The sequence below is a fragment of the Frankia sp. AgPm24 genome (assembly GCF_023243055.1).
Classification (GTDB): domain Bacteria; phylum Actinomycetota; class Actinomycetes; order Frankiales; family Frankiaceae; genus Frankia; species Frankia umida.
In genome coordinates, this window is record NZ_JALKFW010000002.1 from 59,431 (window position 1) to 79,085 (window position 19,655).

At 69.5% G+C, this 19,655-nt stretch carries 18 protein-coding genes; 4 read left to right on the plus strand and 14 right to left on the minus strand.

Features of this window, described 5'->3' with window-relative positions:
• Positions 1–138: 138 nt before the first annotated feature.
• The 13 genes from MXD61_RS01100 to nifV form a co-directional block, all read right to left on the minus strand.
• Positions 139–759, minus strand: coding sequence for an iron-sulfur cluster assembly accessory protein (locus MXD61_RS01100; RefSeq protein ID WP_248810907.1), 621 nt, complete (start codon positions 757–759; stop codon positions 139–141).
• Positions 756–2,285: a nitrogenase cofactor biosynthesis protein NifB gene (nifB, locus tag MXD61_RS01105; RefSeq protein ID WP_163547947.1), complete on the minus strand. Its 1,530-nt coding sequence runs from the start codon at positions 2,283–2,285 to the stop codon at positions 756–758. The genes MXD61_RS01100 and nifB overlap by 4 nt, the downstream gene beginning before the upstream one ends.
• The gene (locus tag MXD61_RS01110) at positions 2,282–2,791 is read right to left on the minus strand and encodes a nitrogen fixation protein NifZ (RefSeq protein ID WP_248810909.1); all 510 of its coding nucleotides are present in this window, start codon (positions 2,789–2,791) and stop codon (positions 2,282–2,284) included. Before MXD61_RS01110 ends, nifB begins: the two co-directional genes overlap by 4 nt.
• Positions 2,788–3,198: a nitrogenase-stabilizing/protective protein NifW gene (gene nifW / locus MXD61_RS01115; protein ID WP_163547949.1), complete on the minus strand. Its 411-nt coding sequence runs from the start codon at positions 3,196–3,198 to the stop codon at positions 2,788–2,790. The genes MXD61_RS01110 and nifW overlap by 4 nt, the downstream gene beginning before the upstream one ends.
• Entirely contained in the window at positions 3,195–3,413 is a 219-nt protein-coding gene (locus MXD61_RS01120; protein ID WP_163547950.1) for a CCE_0567 family metalloprotein, read from the minus strand. The genes nifW and MXD61_RS01120 overlap by 4 nt, the downstream gene beginning before the upstream one ends.
• A complete protein-coding gene (locus tag MXD61_RS01125; RefSeq protein ID WP_248810911.1) occupies positions 3,403–3,846 on the minus strand; it encodes a NifX-associated nitrogen fixation protein in 444 nt (147 codons plus the stop codon). Before MXD61_RS01125 ends, MXD61_RS01120 begins: the two co-directional genes overlap by 11 nt.
• Complete coding sequence (gene nifX, locus MXD61_RS01130; protein WP_248810914.1) at positions 3,843–4,277, minus strand: nitrogen fixation protein NifX; 435 nt, start codon at positions 4,275–4,277, stop codon at positions 3,843–3,845. Before nifX ends, MXD61_RS01125 begins: the two co-directional genes overlap by 4 nt.
• On the minus strand, positions 4,271–6,052 hold the full coding sequence (locus MXD61_RS01135) for a nitrogenase component 1 (RefSeq protein ID WP_248810916.1): 1,782 nt from the start codon (positions 6,050–6,052) through the stop codon (positions 4,271–4,273). The genes nifX and MXD61_RS01135 overlap by 7 nt, the downstream gene beginning before the upstream one ends.
• Positions 6,052–7,461: a nitrogenase iron-molybdenum cofactor biosynthesis protein NifE gene (gene nifE / locus MXD61_RS01140; protein ID WP_163547954.1), complete on the minus strand. Its 1,410-nt coding sequence runs from the start codon at positions 7,459–7,461 to the stop codon at positions 6,052–6,054. The genes MXD61_RS01135 and nifE overlap by 1 nt, the downstream gene beginning before the upstream one ends.
• Positions 7,462–7,810: 349 nt before the next feature.
• Positions 7,811–9,370, minus strand: coding sequence for a nitrogenase molybdenum-iron protein subunit beta (gene nifK, locus MXD61_RS01145; RefSeq protein WP_248810918.1), 1,560 nt, complete (start codon positions 9,368–9,370; stop codon positions 7,811–7,813).
• A 282-nt stretch (positions 9,371–9,652) separates the two neighbouring features.
• Positions 9,653–11,113, minus strand: coding sequence for a nitrogenase molybdenum-iron protein alpha chain (gene nifD / locus MXD61_RS01150; protein ID WP_248810920.1), 1,461 nt, complete (start codon positions 11,111–11,113; stop codon positions 9,653–9,655).
• A gap of 56 nt (positions 11,114–11,169) precedes the next feature.
• Complete coding sequence (nifH, locus tag MXD61_RS01155; RefSeq protein ID WP_248810922.1) at positions 11,170–12,033, minus strand: nitrogenase iron protein; 864 nt, start codon at positions 12,031–12,033, stop codon at positions 11,170–11,172.
• 245 nt (positions 12,034–12,278) lie between these two features.
• A complete protein-coding gene (gene nifV / locus MXD61_RS01160; protein WP_248810924.1) occupies positions 12,279–13,496 on the minus strand; it encodes a homocitrate synthase in 1,218 nt (405 codons plus the stop codon).
• A gap of 839 nt (positions 13,497–14,335) precedes the next feature.
• Here nifV and MXD61_RS01165 point away from each other — a divergent pair.
• The 4 genes from MXD61_RS01165 (at position 14,336) to MXD61_RS01180 (ending at position 18,923) form a co-directional block, all read left to right on the plus strand.
• Positions 14,336–14,773 carry a hypothetical protein gene (locus MXD61_RS01165; RefSeq protein WP_163550868.1) on the plus strand — a complete coding sequence of 146 codons (438 nt, stop codon included), beginning with the start codon at positions 14,336–14,338 and terminating at the stop codon, positions 14,771–14,773.
• Positions 14,774–14,907: 134 nt separating this feature from the next.
• Complete coding sequence (locus MXD61_RS01170) at positions 14,908–15,513, plus strand: TetR/AcrR family transcriptional regulator (RefSeq protein WP_248810926.1); 606 nt, start codon at positions 14,908–14,910, stop codon at positions 15,511–15,513.
• A 180-nt stretch (positions 15,514–15,693) separates the two neighbouring features.
• A complete protein-coding gene (locus MXD61_RS01175) occupies positions 15,694–16,248 on the plus strand; it encodes a TetR/AcrR family transcriptional regulator (RefSeq protein ID WP_248810928.1) in 555 nt (184 codons plus the stop codon).
• Positions 16,249–16,664: 416 nt separating this feature from the next.
• Positions 16,665–18,923 carry an MMPL family transporter gene (locus tag MXD61_RS01180; RefSeq protein WP_248810930.1) on the plus strand — a complete coding sequence of 753 codons (2,259 nt, stop codon included), beginning with the start codon at positions 16,665–16,667 and terminating at the stop codon, positions 18,921–18,923.
• A gap of 53 nt (positions 18,924–18,976) precedes the next feature.
• Here the strand turns inward: MXD61_RS01180 and MXD61_RS01185 are convergent, their stop codons facing one another.
• Positions 18,977–19,633 (minus strand): TetR family transcriptional regulator, encoded by a 657-nt coding sequence (locus tag MXD61_RS01185; RefSeq protein ID WP_248810932.1) that lies wholly within the window; start codon positions 19,631–19,633, stop codon positions 18,977–18,979.
• Positions 19,634–19,655: the final 22 nt, after the last annotated feature.

Below are 19,655 nucleotides of genomic sequence, written 5' to 3' on the forward strand. Positions count from 1 at the left end.
GGCGGTCAGGTGGTGGGCGTCGGGTGGGCACCGGTGCCGGTGCCGGTGCCGGCGGCGACGCCGGCGGGCGGTGCGGTGAGCCGGGCCGGGCCGGCGGGTGGACTGATCCGCGGACTGGTCCACCCGCCGACGGCGGGTTCAGGGGACGAGCGCGACCCGACCGATCTCGGGCAGGGCCTCCTTGAGCCGGGCCTCGATCACCCCGGACAGCGTCGCGCCGGCGCTGGAGCAGCCGCCGCAGGCACCGGTCAGGCGCAGGTGCACCTCGGCCGACCCCGGCTGGCCGCCGCCGGCGAGGACGGCGACGATCTCCGCGTCCCCGCCGTCACCGCGCAGGAACGGTCGGATCTCCTGCATGACGTCCTCGACCTGGGCGCGCAGCAGCGCGTCGGCCTCGGTGCGCTCGGGGGACTCCGACGAGCCGAACGACGAGCCGCAGCCGCAGGAGCTCTTCGCGTTCGGGTTGGTGAAGGTGAACCCGGACGAGGTGAGCGTCTCCGCGTAGTCGACGCGCATCCCGCGCAGCAGGTCGATCATGGAGGTGTGGACGACGACGTCGAAACCGTCCTGGGTGAAGACGAGGTCGTCAGCCTCGGGGCCGGGCACCAGCGCCAGCTTGTAGGTGTAGCCGGAGCAGCCGCCCGGGTCGACCCCGATGCGCAGCGCGAAGTTCTCGGTGCCGGCGGTGGAGCTCAGCAGGTGATGGACCTGCTTGCGGGCCCGGTCCGTCAGCTCGACGATGGTGGCGGTCGTGGTCATGGGGTGCCAACCTCCGCGGGTGCACGGTTTGCGATGATGCGGCCACCGACCTCGGCCACCGCCTTGTCGATCAGGTCGTAGACCTCCACCGGTTCGATCCCGGCGGCTGTCAGCGCCTCCTTCGGGGCCGGCCCGATCTTGCTGCAGAGCACGGCGGCGCAGTCGCTGAGCATCGTGAGGGTGCGGTCGAGCTTCGACTCCTCCTCGTCGCACTCGGACGGCCCGGTGCAGTAGCGGTCGACGTCGCGGGTCTGCACGAGACGCGCCCACAGCGGTCCCGCCTCGTAGATCCAGAACTCGCTGGCGTGGCCGAAGTGCTGGTTGACCACCCCGCTGCCCTTGGTGGCGACGGCGACGAGCACCGTCTGCTCCGGTCGGCTGGCCTCCACCACCACCTGCACCAGCCCGCCCGCGGGACCGGTCGGCAGGGTGCGGCCGCCCGGCACCGGGGCGCCGGTGGAGATGTTGAGGCTGTCGCGGGTCGCCGCCACCTCGGAGCGCCAGCGCTCGATCTCGGCGTGGGCCTCCTGGCGTCCGGCGAGGTCGTAGCCGATCTCGCGGCCCTGGTAGGTCTCCGGGGAGAACTCCTCGCCGCGGTCCTCGCCGAGCAGGCCGACCGCGTCGGAGCGGCACTGCCGGCAGTGGCGCATCATGTTCATCTCGGCGCCGTCGTGCTCCTCGCACCGGTCCTGCAGCAGCTTGAGCTCCTGCGGGGACGGTCCGCGCTGGCCGGTGAGCCCGAAGTGGGTACCGTGCTCGGGCGCCGAGACCAGCGGCATCACGTTGTGCAGGAAGGCGCCGAGGTCCTTGACGGTCTTGGAGACCTCGACCAGGTGCTCGTCGTTGACCCCGGGGATCAGCACCGAGTTGACCTTGCAGAGCACCTTGCGTTCGGTGAGCGCAGCCAGCCCCTCGAGCTGCTGCTCGGTGAGGATCTTCGAGGCCTCCCGGCCGGTGTACCGCTTGCCCTTGTAGACGACCCACGGGTAGATCCGCTCGCCGACCGCCGGGTCGATCATGTTGATCGTGATCGTGACGTGGTCGACGCCGAGGTCGGCGATCCGGTCGGCGAACTCGGGCAGGCGCAGCCCGTTCGTCGACAGGCACAGCTTGATGTCCGGGCAGTCCCGGGCCACCAGTTCCATCGTGCGAAACGTCTGCTTCGGGTTGGCCAACGGGTCGCCCGGCCCGGCGATGCCCAGCACGCTCATCTGCTTGATCTCGCTGGCGACCAGCTTGACCTTGGCCAGCGCGTCCTCGGGGGTCAGCAGGGCGCTGGTGACGCCCGGTCGGCTCTCGTTGGCGCAGTCGAACTTGCGGTTGCAGTAGTTGCACTGGATGTTGCAGCCCGGCGCGACCGCGACATGCATGCGGGCGTAGTACTGGTGCGCCTCCGCGCTGTAGCACGGATGGTTCGCGATCTTCTCCGCGATCTCCGGGTCGGCCGCCGGCCGGCTGGTGCCGCAGCTGCTCGTGCTCTTACAGCCGGTGGCCGGGTCCGCGATGGCGAGCGGTTGGCCGCTCATACCTGGTCCTCGTCGAAACCGGTCACCGCCGACACCGCGACCGCGTCCCCGTCCTTCCTGCAGTTGGACGAGCCGTGCTTGCAGCCACCACCATGCCCGTCGCCGTGCCCACCGCCGTGCCCAGCGCCGTGGCCATCCCCGTGGCCCGTGCCCTGGACGGTGGCGAGCTCGATGATGGCCGGGGGCTGCGCCGATCCGGCCTCGGCCGGGGTGCGCGACGGCGGGGTCGACGGTGTGGAGGCCTGGGCGGCGAGCGGGGCGCCGTCATCGTCCACGGGCACCGCGAGCTCCCGCTCCAGGGCGCCGACGATCCGGCCGCTGCGGAACGCCACCGCGTAGACGATGTGTTCCTGGAGGTAGAGGCCGACGTTGATGACCTCGCCGATGGTGCCGGCCTCGACGATCACTTCGCCGATGGCGACTTCAGGGTCCGGGTAGGTCCCGTCGTTGCGCAGGTCCTTGACAGTGCAGACCACGTCGCCGACGTTGTAGACGTTGCTGGTCATCGGGCCTCCTCCGGCTGCTCGGTCGGTGCGGACGGTGCGGGCGGCGGGGTCTGTCCCGGCCGCTGCACGGTGATCTCGGATGACGGCACGAAGGACCCCTGCGGTGCGCGGTCCTTGAGCACCTTGAAGACGCGGTGGTCGAGCGCGGTGGCGGTGAGGAACGACTCGTACGACCGGATGAGCGCGGCGCGGTACGCGGCCAGCAACGTCTCCGGGTCGGCCTGGTCGCCGCCGGCGGCCTCGAGCACCTTCACTCGCTCGCCGCCGAACACCCGCAGGATGTGCAGCCGGTTGACGGCGACGACCCGCGGGTCGACCTCGACCTCCAACAGGTCGAAGTACTGCTCGGCGGTGGTGCACCGGTAGAAGTGCGCGAGCCGCTCGGCCGGGGTGGCGGTGGCGGTCATGCCGACGCCCCCTTGGTGGCCTGGGCGTCGAGCTTGTTCTGCAGCACGGCGATCTCGGCGTAGGCGTCATAGGTGCGCTGGGCGACGTCGAGGATGTTCTCCCAGCCCAACGGCAGTTCCTCGGACAGGTCGTGCAGGTCGAGCTTGAGCTGCGAGGCCCTGGAGTTGAGCTTGCGCAGCCGCTTGAGCTCCTCGGCGGCGGTCTCAGGCGTCATCGCGGGTCACCTCGCGGTACTGGTCGATGACCTTGGTCGCGCCGATGACCAGCGACTCGCCGCGGGCGCCGAGCTTGTCGAGCGAGTCGAAGCCGAAGCGCTGGATGTCGCGCAGGGCCTCGTCGACGACCACGAGACGGCCGGCGAAGATGATCACCCGGCCGAAGCCCTCGTGGTTCAGGTCGAGGATCGCGACGGTGAACGCACCGGTCGCCTTCTCGGTGGCGGCGGCGACCGCCTGGTAGAACGACCGCACCCGGGCCTCGGTGGCCGCTTCGAGGTCGCAGGCCGCCGGGATCGCCCGGCGCTGCTCCTTGGTCAGGACGAAGGGCGCGAGCATCTGCTCGTCGCTGAACCGGCTGAGCTGGCCGTAGGTGTCACCGGCGCGGGTCTGGGCGACCAGGTCACGCAGGAATCCGGACATCTCAGTCATGCGGCATCTCCTTTGAGCACCGCGCTGACGCTGCGGGTCCAGTTCTGGGCGGGTGGCGTCTGCGGTTCACGGCCCTTCATCACCTTGCGCAGCCAGGGCGGCGGGGTGCCGGCGAGGGTGGTGACGTACCGGTCGAGCAGCTCCGGGATCGGCGTGCCCTTGAGCACCTTCACCGGGTGGATCTTCGCCTTGATCACCCGGGCGGCGGCCGTGCCACCGATGTCGCAGATGTTGAGGATCGCGCAGTCCAGGACCGCGGAGAGCCTCGTCTCGATCTTGTTTTCCTCGTCCTCGGAGGCCTCGTCGAGCAGCCGGCTCTCCAGCAGCCGCGACCCCTCGGGGCTGACCTCGTAGATGTCGAACCGTCGGCACCAGCCGAAGTGGCTGTCCACTGCGGTGCCGTCGCCGGTCGCGAAGGCGATCTTCAACACGGTGACTCCTGGAACAGATCGTCGAGTTCATCGGGGTCGGCCGTGGCGCGGGCCTGGTGGGGCAGGTCCGTCTCGGACCACCCACCGCTCGCCGCGGATTCGGTCGACGCAGTGCCATGGCCAGCGGCACTGTGGCCGCCAGTGCCATGTCCGGCGGTGCCATGTCCGGCGGTGCCATGGCTGGCAGCGCCATGGCTGGCGGCGGTGTGGTCGAGCACACGGTTGGCCGCGTCCAGCAGCAGGCGCAGGCTGCCGGTGTAACCGGCGGTGCCGGCGAGCGCCGCTCCCAGGCGATCGACGATCGGGAAGCCGACCGGCAGGTAGGCCGCGCCGAGTCGGTGGGCGACCTCGCGCAGATGGCTGGAGCCGACCACCAGCTGGGCACCGGCGGCCCGGGCCCGGGTGGTGAACTCGGTCAGGTCACCGAGCACGACCTCGTCGAAGGGCGCGTCGTCGAGGACCGGGGCGTAGGTGGGCGCCATCGCGGTCACGATCTCGGCGCCGACGTCGCGCAGCAGCGAACCGGCGGCGACCAGGGTGTCCGGCTCGGCGGCGATCGCCACCCGCACTCCCCCGAGGACGAAGTGCGCGTCCAGCAGTCCGTCGGCGAGCCGTTCGCGGGCTCGGCGCACCATCGTCGGCGCGGTCCGGGCGCTCAGCGACATCAGCTCGCTGACCAGCGCGTCCATCTCGGTCAGGCCGGACAGATGCGGGTGGGTGAACAGCCGGGCGCCGGTGCGCGCGGCGAGCAGCTCCCCCGCGGGCGCCGCGCACCCGCCGGCGGCGACGACGGCCCGAGCCCGCGGCAGTCGGCGCAGGTCGGCGACGGTCGTACCACCGGTGGTCGTCGGCTGCCAGGCGGGGGCGAGGTGACCGTCGACCGAGCTGGACAGGTCCGGGACCAGCAGCGGGGTGAAGCCGAACGAGCGGATCAGCTCGGCGAGCTCGTCCAGGTCGGCGGCGGTGAGACCGGGACCGGCGAGGACGGCGACCAGGTCTGGGGTGCCCTCCTCGCCGGCGCTACCGGTCTCGCCGGTCGCCCCGGACCGCCGGGTCACGGGCTGGTCCGGTACGGCTGGGTGGGTGTGCGCGGTGGTGGTACGGACCGACGCCGCAGCGGGGATCGCGCGGACGGCGTCGGCCGGTCGGGGGGGGCTGGCCGCGGACGCGGCGAGCAGAGCCGTGCGGCCCTCAGCCCGGTCGTCCAGATCCTCGGCGAGCTCGTCGGGGTCGCCGAGGACCAGCTCGTCCGCCGGGATCACCGCGCGGATCAGGGCCTCGAGCGCGGCGGACCAGCCGTCGGACAGTCCGCCGATGAAGTCCGGGGTCGACACCCCGACGATCAGCGGTGCGGCGTCGGCCTCGACCCCCGCCTCGGCCGCCGCGCCCGTGTCCGCGTCCGCGTCGGCCCAGGCGGCGAGGTAGGCGCGCAGCTGACCGCCGATGTCCTCACCGGAGACCTCGGTGACACCCGTGGTCAACAGGCCGATGATCTCCGGGCGCTGCTTCTTGCGGATGGCGTCGAGGGTGGCGACCATCGACTCGCCGCTACCGAAGACCGCGGTCACCTCGCTGATCGCCGTGGTCTGCAACGGGATCGGCTCGTTGAAGTGCCGGGTCAGCAGGGCCTTGGCGAACGAGGCGCAGCCCATCGAACCGTGCATGATCGGCATGGAGCCGGCGAGGCCGAGGAAGACCATTGCCGCGCCCAGCGGCTGGCTGTGCTTGAGCGGGTCGATCGTCGCGCCCCGCTCGGTCGTGACGATCCGCGCCATCAGGCCACCCCCGCCACGAGCGTCCCGGGGGCGCCGGGGGTACCGGCCACCTGGGCGTCCCAGGGGGCGGGCCGGCGGACCTGGTCCCAGACCGGGTTGGAGATGGCCATGTCCAGGCGGCGGGCGAACTCGACCATGCCGGTGTAGCCCGCGTAGGGGATGTGCCGCTCCTGGTTGATGTCGAGGAACGGCAGCCGGCCCTTGAGCGCGGTGTACAGGTTGCGACCACCGGCGACGAGGATGTCGGCCCCGGTCTGCTCAGCCACCCGCAGCAGTTCCCGCGGGCTGCCCTCACCGATCATCTTCGCGTCGCCAAGCAGCTCACGGATCTTCTCGACGTCACCGTCGGAGCTCTTGGTGATACCGCTGCCGACCACCTCGATCCCGAGGTCCTGCAGCGCCGAGACGATCGACCAGCTCTTGACACCGCCGGTGTAGAGCACGGCCTTGCGTCCGGTCAGCCGGGCCCGGTAGGGCTCGAGCGCGGCGTTGGTGGCCGCCTCCTCGACGGCGATGAGCTCCTCGGTGCGCCGGGTGAGGTCGTCGTCGTCGAGCAGACGGGCGAAGCCGCGCAGGGTGTCGGCCATCGCGCTGGTGCCGTAGAAGCTGCCCTCGAACCAGGGGATGCCGTAACGGTCCTCGAGCCCGCGGGCGAGTCCGAGCAGGGCGCGGGAGCAGACGACCATGGTCGCCTTCGCCCGGTGGGCCGCGGCCACGTCGCGGTACCGGGCGTCCCCGCTGATGCAGGCCCGCAGCCGAAGGCCCAGGCGGTTCAGCACCGGCAGGACGTCCCACAGCTCGCCGGCGATGTTGTACTCGCCGATCAGGTTGATGTCGAACGCGCCGGCGTCCTCGGGTTCGACGGTGCCGATGACATGGTCGAGCAGCGCCTGACCAGCGATCTTGTTGCCGAGGTTCTTGTTACCGAGGAAACCGGGGGCCTCGACCGGGATCACCGGCACGCCGGTGTGCTCGGCGGCGGAGGCGCACACCGCACCGAGGTCGTCGCCGATCATCGCGGTGACGCAGGTGGAGTAGACGAAGACCGCGGGGGGCGCGTACCGCTCGACGATCTCGCAGATCGTGTCGAACAGCCGCTGCTCGCCGCCGAGGACCACGTCGTTCTCGGTCATGTCGGTGGTGAAGCCGTGCTTGTAGAGCGTCGGCCCGGACGACAGGCTGCCTCGGCTGTCCCAGGAGTTGCCGGCGCAGGCGATCGGGCCGTGGACCAGGTGGGCGCTGTCCACGATCGGGACGAGGGTGATCATCGCACCGTCGAAGGTGCAGCCGCCGGACGTGCCGCCGGGCTTGGGCTTGGGGCAGCCGGCCTTGCGCTCCTTGGTGCTCTTGGTGTTGTTGGTCTCGCAGCCCGACTCGGTGAACAGAGCCGCGCGATCTGATGCGGACATAGGCCATCCTCGGGAGGGGGCGGTCCTCGGGTGAGGCTGGAACTGCGGTGGAGCTGGACTTCGGTAGAGCTGGACTTCGGTAGAGCTGGACTTCGGTGGAGCTGGACTTCGGTGGAGCTGGGACTCGCTGCGGCGGGGGGGCCGGCCGACCCGGGAGGGAGTCGACCGACCCGCCCCGGGGGCGGGGAGTCGGCGCGGATGCGGCTGCGCGGACTCGACCCGCCGGGGAGTGGTCGGCCGGCCGCAGGGAGCGCGGTGGGCGCGGCCGGTCGACCACGTCTGGTCCGGACGGTCGGCGGCGGGCCGTCGACCGTCCGGAGTCGGGTCCTGCGCTAGCGGGGACGGACGGTCAGCGGACCGCGTCGTAGCTGTGCGCGGGGGCGTTGCGGTCGAGCTCGTCGAGGATCGTGTTGACGAGCCCGGTGAGCAGGTGCAGCCCGCCGGTGTATCCGATGATCGGGAACCGGTGCAGGTGGTGCCGGTCGAAGATCGGGAAACCGACCCGGAACAGCGGCGTGTTGGTCTCCCGGCCGATCCACTTGAGCTGCATCGACCCGATGAGCAGGTCGACCGGCTCGGTGAAGACCAGCGAGCGCAGGTGCCAGAGGTCCTTCTCCGGCCACACGGTCGCGGCGTCGCCGAACTTGCTGGCGGAGAGCGCCTTCTCCATCCGCGCCTTGAACGTGGAGTCGGCGTTGGTGCTCACGATGTGCACCGGGACCATGCCGAGCTCGAGCACGAAACGGGTCAGCGCGACGACGAGGTCGGGGTCGCCGGCGATGGCCACCCGCTTGCCGTGCACGTAGGCGCTCGAGTCCGTGATCGCGTCAACGAGCCGGCCGCGCTCGAGGGTCAGCTCGGCGGGCACCTTGACGTCGGCGGTACGAGCGACGGCGGTGACGAACGCGTCGGTGCCGGTGACCCCGATCGGGGTCTCCAGCGTGACCAGCTCCTGCTTCCACACGTCGTTGATGAGCTCGGCGGTGCGGCGCAGGGTGGACTCCTGCAGGATGAAGCTCGCCCGGTTGAACTTCGCCTGCGCGCCGTCGACCAGGGTGGTGCCACCCGGGTAGAGGTCGTACTCACCGTCGGCCGGGGAGTCCAGCGACGCGGAGTGGTCGCCCAGGATGATCGGGTGGACGCCCATCAGTTCCAGCATCCGCCGGTACTCCCGGTGGTTGCCGACATAGGTGTCGAAGCCCGGGATGATGTTGAGGCGGACCTTGTCCGACTTCTCGATCTTCGAGGCGTCCGCGTCGGCGGACTTCGACAGCGAGTCGAGGATGCCCTTGAGCATCACGTCGTAGCCGTTGATGTGCGAACCCACGAAGCTCGGGGTGTGCGCGTAGGAGACCGGGAAGTCCTGGCTGATCGCCTCCTGCTCGCGCGCCGCGCCGATGTAGGAGAACAGGTCCTCACCGATGACCTCGGCCATGCAGGTGGTGCTGACCGCGATGTGCTTCGGCTTGTAGAGCGCGGACATGTTGTCCATCGCCTCGACGAGGTTGTTGATCCCGCCGAACACGGCGGCGTCCTCGGTCATCGAGGTGGACGCGGCGGGCACCGGCTCCTTGAAGTGCCGGGCGAAGTGGCTGCGGAAGTAGGACACGCAGCCCTGCGAGCCGTGGACCAGGGGCAGCGTGCCCTCGAATCCGAGCCCGGCCAGCACGGCACCGAGCGGCTGGCATGCCTTGGCCGGGTTGACGGTCAGGCTCTCCCGAGCGAAGTTCTTCTCCCGGTACTCCCAGGTCTGGGTCCACTGCAGGACGCGCTCGACCTCCTCCTTGGAGGCCCCGTTCTCGAACTCGCGCTTGTTCTCGAACTGCTCCTGGTAGACCTCGTCCCGGAAGACGTCGTTGTGGTCAAGAACCTGCAGTGGGATCGCGCTGGTGTGCTCGGGCGTCGTCACCGGACGTCCTCCTCTCCCCTGGGGGGATGACCCGGGGGGATCTGCGTCCCCGGCGGGGCTGATGCCGGCCGCGGCAGCCGCCAGCACCCGTTCCGATCGCCTGCGCCGGCCGTGTTTCACGTGGATCATTCGAGCCGGCTGGCTCACGGGGGTGCCGGGTCACTGGCGGCTGCCTTGCGGCCGGACCTGGCTGACTACTGCTGCCCTGAACGGGCGTCTACTGCTGGGGCGTCATGCGCCCGGGTGCCGCCGGGGCGGCGGTGGGGTGGAGCCCACCGAGGACTAGGCGACCTCGCCGGCCTTCGACCAGGGCGCCTCAAGGAGGTCCCAGGTCGGGCTGTTGACGGCCTGGTCCATGTCCCGGGCGAAGACCGCGAAGCCGTCGACGCCGTGGTACGGCCCGGAGTAGTCCCAGGAGTGCATCTGCCGGAAGGGGATGCCCATCTTGTGGAAGACGTACTTCTCCTTCACACCCGCGCCCATCAGGTCGGGCTTGAGGTGCTTGGCGAACTCCTCGACCTCGAAGGCGGTCGGGTCGTCGTAGAGAACGACGCCTTCCTTGAGCATGCCGTAGGTCCGGGCGTAGTCGTCCTTGTGGGCGAACTCGTAGCCGGTCCCGATGACCTCCATGCCGAGGTCCTCGTAGGCACCGATGGTGTGCCGGGGGCGCAGGCCGCCGATGGCGAGCATGACGCGCTTGCCCTCGAGGCGCGGCCGGAACGCCTTGATGATCTCGTCGAAGCGGACCTGGTAGCGGGCGATCGCCGCTTCGGTCTTCGCCTTGATCTCGTCATCGAAGAATTCGGCGATCTTGCGCATGGAAGAGACGATCTTCGTGGGACCGAAGAAGTTGAACTCGGTCCAGGGGGTGTTGTAGCGCTCTTCCATGGTGGTGCAGATGTAGTTCATCGAGCGGTAGCAGTGGATCAGGTTCAGCTTCGACAGGTGCGTCGAGGCCATCTCGTTGATCGTGCCGTCGCCGGACCACTGGGCGATGACCCGCAGGCCCATCTCTTCCAGAATCCGACGGGACGCCCAGACGTCTCCGCCGATGTTGTAGTCACCGATCAGCGCGACGTCGTAGTCGGTCTGTTCGAAGGTGCCCTCGCCGGTACCAAGGACATGGTCGCGAACAGCGTCGTTCGCGATGTGGTGGCCGAGCGACTGGCTCACGCCGCGGAAGCCCTCGCAGCGGACCGGGATGATCGGCAGGCCAAGCTTCTTCGAGGACTTCTTCGACACGGCCTCGATGTCGTCACCGATCAGGCCGATCGGGCACTCGGACTGCACCGAGATGCCCTTGGCCAGCGGGAACAGGTCGACGATCTCGTCGAGGACCTTCTCCAGCTTGGTGTCGCCACCGAAGACGATGTCCTTTTCCTGGAAGTCGGTCGTGACCTGCATCGCGGTCCAGTTGTTCACGCCGAGGTGGCCGTGAGCGTAGTTACGCCGCGTTGCCCAGGAGTACTGACCGCAGCCGACGGGACCGTGGCTGATGGTGACCATGTCCTTCACCGGTCCCCACACCACGCCCTTGGAACCGGCGTAGGAGCAGCCACGGATCGTCATGACCCCGGGGCGGGACTTGATGTTGGACTTGACCTCGCACTCCTTCGACCCCTCGGGGTCGTTGGCCTTGATGTGCTTGGCCCGGAACTTCGCGGCCTTCTTCGGGTACTGAGCCAGGACATCGGCAATCATCGCCTCGGTCTCGGCCCGGGTCGGTACCGGCGTCGTCGTCATGATCGGGACCTCATCCTCGACGGTGGGCGGAAAAAAGAGTCGGGAAAGGGAGGACGTCAGGCGACCGCGGCGGTCTTGCCGATGACGGACTCGTCCTCGACCTCCATGATTCCGAAGTCGATCAACAGCTGCTCGAGCTCGTCCATCTCGATCGGGGTCGGAATGGTCTTCATCTCGTTGTTGATGATCTTGTTGGCCAGCGTCCGGTACTCGTTGGCCTGGCTGTTGTCCTTGTCGTACTCGATGACCGTCATCCGGCGCAGCTCGGCGTGCTGCACGACGTTGTTACGCGGAATGAAGTGGATCATCTGGGTGTTCAGCCGCCGGGCGAGCTCCATGATCAGCTCGTCCTCGCGGTCGGTCTGACGGCTGTTGCAGATGAGGCCGCCGAGGCGGACACCGCCGGTGTGGGCGTACTTGAGGATGCCTCGGGCGATGTTGTTCGCCGCGTACATCGCCATCATCTCGCCGGAGGTGACGATGTAGATCTCCTGCGCCTTGCCCTGGCGGATCGGCATCGCGAACCCACCACACACAACGTCACCAAGGACGTCGTAGGTGACGAAGTCGAGGTTCTCGTAGGCGCCGGCCTCCTCCAGGTAGGTGATGGAGGTGATGACGCCACGGCCGGCGCAGCCCACGCCCGGCTCCGGGCCACCGGACTCGACGCACTTGATGCCCCAGGCACCTTCGACCAGAACCTCGTCGAGCTCGAGGTCCTCGACCGAGCCCTTCTCCGCCGCGAGCTGGATGACGGAGGTCTGCGCCTTCGAGTGCAGGATGAGCCGGGTGGAGTCGGCCTTGGGGTCACAGCCGACGATCATGACCCGCTGGCCGGCTTCGGCCATGGCCGCCATGGTGTTCTGCTGGGTGGTGGACTTGCCGATACCACCCTTGCCGTAGAACGCGATCTGGCGCATGTGGAGCTCCTCCTAGGAACGGTCATCCGGCTCGCGGATCACCGCTGATGGCCAGGCCGATCGGGCCGGCCATCGGACGCGGGTCCGCGGGCTGCCGGACGTGCCGCCGGTCGGGGTGGACCGGGACATCGGCACTACCGTGGTGCGACTGGACCGAACCCGTGGTGCCGCTCCGAGGCGGAGCCGGGTTCGGAGCCGGGTTCGGGCCTTGTGGTGCGAGTCCGTCGGCGCGGAGGCGCGGTCGATCAGACCGGTTCCTCACGCGTCTGGACCCCAGCTCGGGGGGCCGGCATGTCGACCCGCCCGAGAAGCTCTTGGAAGTCGCGGCCCTGCAGGCCGCGCTTGTACTGGGTGGCGGCAAGCCGAACCTGCTCGACGAGCGGTTCAAGCTCCTCCTCGGCGGCGGTGATGCCGCACTGCTCCAGTGCGTGTCGCACACCCGCCCGGCCGCTGTGCTTGCCGACGGTCAACCGGCGGCGCCCACCGACCTCGGCGGGGTCGAACGGCTCGTAGGTCGCCGGGTGACGCAGGATGCCGTGCACGTGGATGCCCGACTCGTGTGCGAACACCGACTCCCCGACCACCGCCTTGCCCGCCGGCAGCGGGCGGCCAGCCGCCCGTGACACCAGCTGGGCCAGCGTGCGAAACGACGTGGTGTCGAGGTCCACCGGCAGCTTCAGCAGGTGCCGAAGCGCCATGGCGACCTCCTCGATCGGAGCGTTCCCGGCGCGTTCACCCAGCCCCAGCACGGTGGTGCTGACCCAGGTGAACCCCGCCTGGACGGCGGCGATGGTGTTGGCCGTCGCCAGGCCGAAGTCGTCGTGGGCGTGGATCTCCCACGGCCCCGGGACCGCCCGGACCAGTCGCCCGAGCCGGTCGTACGCGCTCACCGGGTCGAGCAGGCCCACCGTGTCGGCCCAGCGCAACCGGGTGACGCCCAGCTCCCGCAGTTCGCCGGCCAGGTCGATGACGAACGAGTCGTCGGCGCGGGAGGCGTCCTCCATGCCGACGCTGACCCGCAGGCCCCGGTCGGTCGCGTCCTTGACACAGTCGCGGACCCGCAGCCGCGCCCAGGCCCGGTCCTTCTCCAACTTGCTCTTGAGGTGCAGGTCGGAGACGGGAATGGTCAGGTGCGCGGTCATCAGGCCGCAGGCGGCCGCGGCCTCGACGTCGCGGTGGTCGGCCCGGCACCAGCCCACGATCTCCGCCCGGGGATCGGTCGCGAGGATCTCCCGCAACACGTCCCGCTCGCTGACACCCATCGCCGGGATACCGGCCTCGATCTGGTGTACACCGATGGCATCCAGAGCGGCGGCGATGGCGAGTTTCTCGACCGCGGTGAATGCGACGCCAGGCGCCTGTTCGCCGTCGCGCAGCGTCGTGTCACAGAATCTGACCGCCGCGTCCGCCTGCATCGCCGTGGGGGATGAGCTGGGAAAACGTTCGTCTCGCACTGTCATCACCAGCCGTCGCTCCGGATGAGAAGACCATGGGCCGCGCCGCGAACTGCGGTTCACCGTTTGTTCTGCGGCGACATGGATCAGACTAGGAGCCGAATATTTCGCACTCGCAAGCGCGGGTAACGTCCCGGTTAACAGGTATTCTTCGCAGATAGCCGAGAGCTTTTCTGAAGTGATGTCCGCAAGGATATCCGCAAAGAAAAGTCCAAGGTTGTTTTTTTCCTTGGGCGGCGGGCCGTCCGACGAGGTGAAGCGGCTGCCGCGACTGCCGCTTCACCCTGCGGGGTATCACGAAAGTGGACGTCAGGGCCCCTGCGGCCAGGCCCGACCGAGGGCCCGGGAGCCTGCCGGACGAAAGGGCGACCCAGGGTCGGACCGTCCGCACGTGCGGACGCCACGACACAGGTCGGTGATACCACCACCGACGCCCGTCGGAGCGGTTTGTCGGCGGTCCGGGTTACGAACGGGTTCACCGCGGGAACGCCTTCCACTGTCCGGCCACCGGTTCGACGGTGCACCGGCACGCAATGTCCGACACGGCCGGACGACACCACCATCGGAATGTGCAGCAAGGGTTAACGACATCGAAACCCTCGAAAGTGATCGTGCGGTTGGACCCGTCCGGGGGGCTTGGATATTGTTTTGGATAAGGAAAAGGACCGGGCCAGTTGGGCGGCGCTGCCGACGGTGATGTCGGCGGTGCGGTCTTCGGTGATGCCGACGGGCACCGGGCGCCGGCCCCGGCGGCACGCTGTGGTTTTCCTCCCGGGGAGGCGAAAGGAGCTGGGTGTGTCGGTACACGTAGGCACGGGGTACGTCGGTTGCCAGCTGGGATGGTAGGGATGTCGGAGGCGCAGATGATCGGCGTGTCCACTGACAGCCCCGGCACCTGGGAGGACCTGCGGGCCGCGGTGGTCGGCAACAACGGGGTCTTTCGGACCTCGATGGGCCACCTGCGGGAGATCGGCGGCTACGGCCGCCTCGGCACGAACGTCCGGCAGATCCTCAGCCGCAACCTCGCCGGGATCGGCCTGGGGCATCTGCCGGTGGAGCTGCCCGCCTACCAGGAGAAGGAGATCCTGCTCTTCCAGTACGGCACCCCCGCGGCCGAGATCATCGAGGCGGTCCGCGAAGGCGCCTCGGACGGTGCCGAGACCGCGCTCATCCGGCTGAACTCGTCGCAGGACATCGCCAAGGTGCGCGACGCATCCCTCAAGGCGGTCGAGCTGCTGTCGATCCTCAGCGACCGCTGCAAGAACTGCGCCCAGCCGCTGCGATAGGCCCGGGCGCGCCCGCCGGCCCGGGCGCAGGCGGCGACACCACCTCCGCCCGGGCCGGCGGGGCAGGTCCCTGACCATGCCAGCACAACTGTCCGATCGGAAAATCTGTCCGATCGGACAGTTAAAGTGTTGGCATGGTTCGATCGGCAGCCGCCCTGCGCGGCCAGTTACTCGACGCCGCGTTGCGGCTGTTCCAGCAGCGTGGGTTCCGGGGTACCTCGCTGCAGGACATCGCGCGCGAGGTCGGCTGCTCCAAGGCCTCCCTGCTGTACCACTTCACCAGCAAGGAAGCGATCCTGGTCGAGGTGCTGACGCCGTGCACGAGCGCGCTCGACGCGCTGGCCGACTCGTTGCGGCAGGTACCGACGTCCGAGATGGCCCGTCGGGCGGTCGAGGGCTTCGTCGACGTGGTGATCCAGTACCGCCAGGAGATCTCCCTGGTACTGGCGGAGGTGTCCGAGACCAGCGCGGCCTCGGCTGACGCCCCCACTGTCGCCAGCGACCAGCGCGCCGAGCGACTGGTGCTGGCCCTCGGCGGCGGCAGCTGGGACCCGCAGGTCCGCCTGCGATCCTGGATGGCCATCGGTGCCGTCGTCGTGGCCGCCACGTCACCGGACGCTGAGGACTCCCCCGCCTGGCTGCGCCGCGAGCTGGTGGACGGCACCCTGCGCATCCTCCACCCACCCCAGACCATCCCCCTGGGGCCCGCGGACGCCTCGGTACCCGCCAGGACACCCTGACGCCGGGCACCACGCGTCCGCACGGACAACGAGCCGCCCCCAGCCGCCACCGCCCGCGCCACCAGGCCCGCGGCAGGTCAGGGCAGGTCAGGGGTGCAGACACCCCCCGACCGGTGTGACACCAGTCGCCTTCCTGTCCGATCGGTCAAAACTGTCCGATCGGACAGTTAAGGTCTCCTCATGGCCCGATCGGGTGCCGTGCTCCACGGCCAGCTTCTCGACGCCGCGCTTGGACTCTTCGGTCAGCGGGGCTTTCGGGGTACGTCGCTGCAGGACATCGCCAGGGAGGCGGGATGCTCCAAGGCCTCGTTGCTGTACCACTTCCACAGCAAGGAAGCGATCTTCGTCGAGCTGTTGACGCCCTGCAAGGACGCGCTCGACGATCTGAACGACCTGTTGCAGGACGTGCCGACGTCCGACGTGGCGCGCCGTGCGGTCGAGGGCTTCGTCGACGTGATGATCCGTTACCGGCGGCAGATCACGATGGTGCTCCAACAGGCGGCTGAGGCCGCCACGGCCCAGGCCGACAAGGAAGGCGTCATCAGCGAGCAGCGCACGGACCTGTTGGTGCACGCGCTCAGTGGACGCGACCCTGACCCGTCCGCTCGGCTGCGGTCCTGGATGGCGATCGGGGCGATCACCCTGGCCGCCACATCGTCGGATACCGAGACGTTCACCGAGCTCACCCGCCAGGAACTGATCACCAGCGCGCTGCGCGTCCTGCGCCCGACCTGAGACCGTCCTCGGCCGGCGTGCGCACCCGCGGTGGGTACGGCCACGTTCTCCGGCCGGGCGATCGCGCCCACGGTCGGCGCATCCCCTCAGGCGCTACTCCTGGTAGCCCCCGGACGCATCCGTTTATCCCCCGATAGATCCATCGTGTTCGACACAGTCGACTTTGTTGCCATCGGGACCGTCCACATCCATAATTATTACTCCAGGTGATGTGATGAACACCCATGGCCATTGAGTTGATCTTTACCTGACCGACCGTCAACCAACCACGACGCCGTGGCTCGCGCCGCGGCCCGACAACGAACGGCGGCCCTGGCGCCGGCGGTCAACGACCGGCTCCGATCGAGCTGGGATTGGGAGTGGGCATGGGAGCGTTCCTGCACCGACTAGGCCGTTTCGCAGTCGAACGACGAAGGTTGGTCATCAGTTTCTGGGTGGTGGTCCTGGCCGGCATCGCCCTCTGCGCGACGGCCTTCTCCGGCCCGACGAGCAGCGCCTTCAAGATCCCGGGCACGGAGTCGCAGCAGGCCATCGACCTGCTGGACGCGAAGTTCCCCGGCACCGGCGGCGCCACCGCCCGGATGGTGATCGCCGCGCCCGACGGGCACAAGGTGACCGACGCCGGGTACCAGGCGGCGGCCGAGAAGGCACTCACCGAGGTGGCCAAGGCGCCTGAGGTCGTCGGTGTCACCACCTGGGACAAGGCGACCGTCAGCGACAACGGACGGGTCGCGTTCAGCGACATCCGCTACTCCGTCGTCGCCGACAACGTCAGCGACGAGTCGAAGGACGCCATCCAGAAGATCGCCGACGAGCTCCGCGCCGTCGGGCTCCAGGTCGACTTCTCCGGTGGGGTCTTCGTCACCGAAGGTGGGGCGGGCAGCACCGAGATCTACGGCATCATCATCGCGTTCGTCGTGCTGGCGATCACCTTCGGTGGTCTGGTCGCCGCGGGTATGCCGATGGTGATCGCGCTGATCGGGGTCGCGATCGGGCTGCTCGGCATCCAGGCGCTCTCCGGCATCGTCTCGCTGAGCGACACCGCGCCCATCCTGGCGCTGATGCTGGGCCTGGCCGTCGGCATCGACTACGCGTTGTTCATCCTGACCCGGCACCGGCAGAACCTCGCCGAGGGGATGGAGATCAACGAATCGATCGCCCTGTCCACCGCCACCGCCGGTGGCGCGGTGACCTTCGCCGGGCTCACCGTGGTGATCGCCCTGTCCGGTCTGGCCGTGGTCGGCATTCCGTTCCTGACCGTCATGGGTCTGGCGGCCGCGGGAACCGTCGCCGTCGTCGTGGTGATCGCGCTGACCCTGGTCCCCGCCCTGCTCGCCGTACTCGGACCGCGGGTGAACGCCGGACGCATCAAGCCGCTGACCCGTCGGACGGCCAGGGCCGCCGCGGCGAACCGGCAGCCGTTCGGTCACCGCTGGGCCGGCATCGTCACGGCCAAGCCGTGGCTGACCGTGGTCGCCTGCCTGGTGGTCGCCGGGGTGCTCGCGATCCCGCTCACCGGGATGAAGCTCGGCCTGCCCGATGACTCGAGCCAGCCCACCTCCACCACCGAGCGACGCGCCTACGACCTGCTCACCAACGGCTTCGGAACCGGCTTCAACGGCCCGCTCACGCTGGTGATCTCGACCCCTGGCAGCGCCGGGGCCAAGGCCGCCGCCGCTTCCGGGGCCGAGGGCCTGCGCGACGCCGACGACGTCGCCGCCGTCGGCGAGCCGACCGCGAACCAGGCCGGCGACGTCGCGATCATCGCCGTCACCCCCAGGTCGGGACCGTCGTCGCAGGAGACGAAGGACCTGGTCAAGACGATCCGAACAGCCGCGGACCGGGTCGAGAAGGAGCGGGGTGGCCGTGCCTACGTCACCGGCAACACCGCGTCCAACATCGACGTGTCGGACAAGCTGTCCAGCTCGCTGCCCCTGTTCCTGCTGCTGATCGTCGGTCTGGCGCTGGTGCTGCTCACGCTGGTGTTCCGGTCGCTGCTCGTGCCGGTGAAGGCGGTGCTCGGCTTCCTGCTCTCGATCGGCGCGTCGCTGGGCATCACCGTCTACGTCTTCCAGCAGGGCCACCTCGGCGGCCTGTTCGGGGTCGAGGCGCCCGGGCCGATCGTCAGCTTCCTGCCGGTGCTGTTGATCGGCATCCTGTTCGGCCTGGCGATGGACTACGAGATGTTCCTGGTCTCCCGGATCCGTGAGCACTACGTGCACCACCGTGACCCGTCGAACGCCATCACCGAGGGCATGGCGTCCACCGCCCGGGTCATCACCGCCGCGGCCCTGATCATGATGGCCGTGTTCGGCAGCTTCATCTTCGGTGACGACTCGGTCATCAAGTCCATCGGCCTGGCCCTGGCCGTCGGTGTCGCGGTGGACGCGTTCATCGTCCGGATGACGCTGGTCCCGGCGATCCTCAAGCTCAGCGGGCATGTCGCCTGGGCGCTGCCGAAGTCGCTGGACCGCATCCTGCCCGACCTTGACCTTGAGGGCAGCCACCTCACCGCCGTCCACCAGCCGGGCGCCTCCGAGCCGGCCGGCGCACGGACCGGCGCCATCGTCGTGGACACCGGCGGTGCGGGCGAGCATGCGGATGGCCCACCCGCACAGCCCGACGCCGAATGGTTCAACCAGCAGCCGGAGCAGACCGGGCCGCGCCGACGGTAGTCGGGCACCCGCAGTACCCGCAAGGCTGGTAGCGATGCCCACGGACGGCCAGGTCAGAGGTTGACCCGGCCGTCCGTGGTCGTTTCGGCGAGGGCGGGTGCGAGCTGCTCGAAGGCCGCCTCGGCGCGGGCGAGCAGGTCCGGCCCGCCGCCGGCGGCGGCCCAGTCCAGCAGGAGAACGTCAATGGTGGCGAGGGTCCAGCTGGCCATCAGCCGGGCCCGCAGCGGATCCGGTGAGGCGCCGAGGCGGCGGGCGACCTGCCCGGCCAGCTCGTCGATCCGTTCCTGCTGCACCTCGGCGAACCGGGCCCGCAACTCGGGCCGGGTCGCGATCATGTGCAGCACGGCCAGGGACTTCTCCCGGTTGTCCGCGCAGGCACGCAGCACGAGGAACGCCATGGCCCGCAGTGACCGGGCGGCCGGCTCGGCCGGTGGACGGGCGTCCACGAGCGGGCCGAGGCCGGCGGACCGAAAGATCGCGCTGACCACGTCGTCCTTGGCCGGGAAGTAGCGGAAGAAGGTCCGCGGCGAGACGTCGGCGGCGGCGGCGATGTCCTCGACGGTTGTCGCCTCGTACCCCCGTTCGGCGAACAGCCGGCCGGCCGCGTGGACGAGCGTCTCCCTGGTCCGCGCCTTCTTGCGCTCCCGCAGTCCCAGGCCCACCGCCGGGGCGGGGCCCGCCGGTACCGACACGTGTGCTGGTGAGGCCATGTGCGCTTGTCCGTCCCTGTCT

What these genes read in the sequence shown, in the direction of transcription:
- nifB (WP_163547947.1), bottom strand. Translation starts at nt 2,285, where the DNA reads ATGAGCGGCCAACCGCTCGCCATCGCGGACCCGGCCACCGGCTGTAAG.
- nifH (WP_248810922.1), bottom strand. Translation starts at nt 12,033, where the DNA reads ATGCGCCAGATCGCGTTCTACGGCAAGGGTGGTATCGGCAAGTCCACC.
- MXD61_RS01110 (WP_248810909.1), bottom strand. Translation starts at nt 2,791, where the DNA reads ATGACCAGCAACGTCTACAACGTCGGCGACGTGGTCTGCACTGTCAAG.
- MXD61_RS01125 (WP_248810911.1), bottom strand. Translation starts at nt 3,846, where the DNA reads ATGACTGAGATGTCCGGATTCCTGCGTGACCTGGTCGCCCAGACCCGC.
- nifW (WP_163547949.1), bottom strand. Translation starts at nt 3,198, where the DNA reads ATGACCGCCACCGCCACCCCGGCCGAGCGGCTCGCGCACTTCTACCGG.
- nifD (WP_248810920.1), bottom strand. Translation starts at nt 11,113, where the DNA reads ATGACGACGACGCCGGTACCGACCCGGGCCGAGACCGAGGCGATGATT.
- MXD61_RS01175 (WP_248810928.1), top strand. Translation starts at nt 15,694, where the DNA reads ATGGCCCGATCGGGTGCCGTGCTCCACGGCCAGCTTCTCGACGCCGCG.
- MXD61_RS01185 (WP_248810932.1), bottom strand. Translation starts at nt 19,633, where the DNA reads ATGGCCTCACCAGCACACGTGTCGGTACCGGCGGGCCCCGCCCCGGCG.
- MXD61_RS01170 (WP_248810926.1), top strand. Translation starts at nt 14,908, where the DNA reads ATGGTTCGATCGGCAGCCGCCCTGCGCGGCCAGTTACTCGACGCCGCG.
- MXD61_RS01120 (WP_163547950.1), bottom strand. Translation starts at nt 3,413, where the DNA reads ATGACGCCTGAGACCGCCGCCGAGGAGCTCAAGCGGCTGCGCAAGCTC.
- MXD61_RS01100 (WP_248810907.1), bottom strand. Translation starts at nt 759, where the DNA reads ATGACCACGACCGCCACCATCGTCGAGCTGACGGACCGGGCCCGCAAG.
- MXD61_RS01165 (WP_163550868.1), top strand. Translation starts at nt 14,336, where the DNA reads ATGTCGGAGGCGCAGATGATCGGCGTGTCCACTGACAGCCCCGGCACC.
- MXD61_RS01135 (WP_248810916.1), bottom strand. Translation starts at nt 6,052, where the DNA reads ATGGCGCGGATCGTCACGACCGAGCGGGGCGCGACGATCGACCCGCTC.
- nifE (WP_163547954.1), bottom strand. Translation starts at nt 7,461, where the DNA reads ATGTCCGCATCAGATCGCGCGGCTCTGTTCACCGAGTCGGGCTGCGAG.